Annotated in this window: 2 protein-coding genes; one reads left to right on the forward strand and one right to left on the reverse strand. The window is 66.7% G+C overall.

The window, feature by feature from the left end:
• A partial coding sequence (locus WBB85_RS04625; RefSeq protein WP_432637453.1) for a transaldolase family protein occupies positions 1-299 on the reverse strand: 299 nt, incomplete at its 3' end.
• Positions 300-385: 86 nt separating this feature from the next.
• Between WBB85_RS04625 and WBB85_RS04630 the strand changes: the two genes are divergently transcribed.
• The coding region (locus WBB85_RS04630) for a primosomal protein N' (protein ID WP_432637454.1) at positions 386-2,365 on the forward strand (1,980 nt) is incomplete at its 3' end.

The raw sequence follows: 2,365 nt of genomic DNA on the forward strand, positions 1-2,365 counted from the left end.
TCGGATGCGAAAGCCTTGCAGGCGGTGAGCCCGTCCCAGGTCAGCGGCACCTTGATCGCGATGTTCGGCGCGATCTTGGCAAGCTTCATGCCTTCGGCGATCATCTCCTTGGCCTCGGTGGCCACAACTTCGGCGGAAACGGGACCCGAGACCATGTCGCAGATCTCTTTGGTCACTTCGATGATGTCGCGTCCGGCTTTCAGGATCAGCGAGGGGTTGGTTGTGACCCCGTCGACCATGCCGAGGTCGTTGAGTTCCCTGATGGCGGCGGTATCGGCCGTATCGACGAAGAATTTCATGGCAGCTTTTCCTGGGCTTGAGCAGATGTTCGGGCGTCCTATTAGCGCAAACGGGCCGGTGCCGGAACCCGTCATCGGGGGCTCGCGTGGCTGAACTGGAGTTTTTCGACGAAGGCGCGCTGGTTTCGGTCCTGACGACCGAACCCCTGGGTCGTGCGCTGGACTACAAGGCGCCCGAGGGCGGCTGTTTCCTTGGCGCCTTTGTCGAGGTGCCTTTGGGGCCGCGCCGGGTGATGGGCGTGGTCTGGGGCGTGGGCGAGGGCGGTTACGACCTCGCCAAGGTCCGCCCCGTGACGCGGGTGCTGGACGCGGCCCCGATGGGTGAGGCGATGCGGGCCTTTCTGGTCCGTGCTGCCGACTACACGTTGACGCCGATGCCCGCGATGCTGCGCCTTGCCACCCGTGCGCCGGGTCTTGCCGACCCGCCGGGGCCGCGCAGGGTCTACCGCAAGGGCTGGGCCGAGCCGGACCGGATGACCGAGGCGCGGGGGCGGGTGCTCGATACCCTCGACGAATATGGCGGGGCAGCGTTCACCTTGGGCGAGCTGGCCGGGCTTGCCGGGGTTTCGACCAGCGTCGTGAAGGGGCTGGTGAAACAGGGGGCCGTCGCTGAGGAAGAGGCCGCCCGCGATCTGCCCTATCCGGCACTTGATCCCGACCTGCCGGGCAAGGCTTTGGCCGCCGATCAGGCGACAGCATCGGCCAGATTGCGCGAAGGGATCAGCGCCGGGCGCTATGGAACGACACTGCTGAAAGGGGTCACGGGATCGGGCAAGACCGAGGTCTATCTTGAGGCGGTGGCCGAATGTCTGGCACAGGGGCAGCAGGCGCTGGTCCTGCTCCCCGAGATTGCCCTGACATCCGAGTTCCTGACCCGGGTCGAGGCGCGGTTCGGTGCGATGCCGGGCGAATGGCATTCCGGTGTCACCCAGACCGAGCGCCGCCGCCTCTGGCGCATGGCGGGCGAGGGCGGTGTCGGGATGGTCGTTGGCGCGCGGTCGGCTTTGTTCCTGCCGTTCCGCGATCTTGGCCTGATCGTCGTCGATGAGGAACATGACACCTCCTACAAGCAGGAGGATGGCGCGCTTTACAATGCCCGCGACATGGCGGTTCTGCGGGCGTCTTTATGTGATGCGCAGGTGGTGCTGGCCTCGGCCACGCCCTGCCTCGAAAGCTGGGCCAATGCCGAGGCGGGGAAGTACAGCCGCATCGACCTGACCTCACGTTTCGGGGTCGCCGAGATGCCGGATCTGTCTTCCATCGACATGCGGGCCGAGAAGCTGGAGGCAAGCCGCTGGATCGGTCCGACACTGGCAGGCGCGGTCCGGGCGCGGATTGAACGGGGGGAACAGTCTTTGCTCTTCCTCAACCGCCGCGGCTATGCGCCGGTCACGATCTGCCGCGCCTGTGGTCACCAAATCGGCTGCGAACATTGCGACGCGCGCATGGTGGAACACCGGTTCCTCAAACGCCTCGTCTGCCATCAATGCGGCGAGACGAAACCGATGCCCACCACCTGCCCCTCGTGTCAGGCCGAGGATCGCCTTGCCCCGGTCGGACCGGGGGTGGAACGGCTGGCCGAGGAGGTGGCAGCGCGTTTCCCCGAGGCGCGGGTGGCGGTCCTGTCGTCGGACCTTTTCGGCTCGGCCCGTGCGCTGAAGGACAAGATCGCCGAAATTGCCGGGGGCGGGGCCGATATCATCATCGGCACGCAACTGGTGGCCAAGGGGCACAACTTTCCGCTTCTGACGCTCGTCGGGGTGATCGACGCCGATCTGGGGCTGCAAGGATCGGACCTGCGGGCGGCGGAGCGGACCTTTCAACTGATGCGGCAGGTCTCGGGCCGGGCCGGGCGCGGCGACCGGCCGGGCGAGGCGATGTTGCAGACCTATCAGCCGGACCACGCGGTGATCCGCGCGATCCTGTCGGGCGATGAAGAGGCGTTCTGGAAAGCCGAGGCGGGGGAACGCGAGGCGGCGGGGATGCCGCCTTACGGGCGGCTTGCCGGGATTGTACTGTCGTCGCCCGATGTGCAGACGGTCTTTGATTTCGGCGCCGAGCTTGCC

The sequence above is a fragment of the Albidovulum sp. genome, assembly GCF_049646345.1.
In the GTDB taxonomy this organism is placed as follows: Bacteria; Pseudomonadota; Alphaproteobacteria; order Rhodobacterales; family Rhodobacteraceae; genus Albidovulum.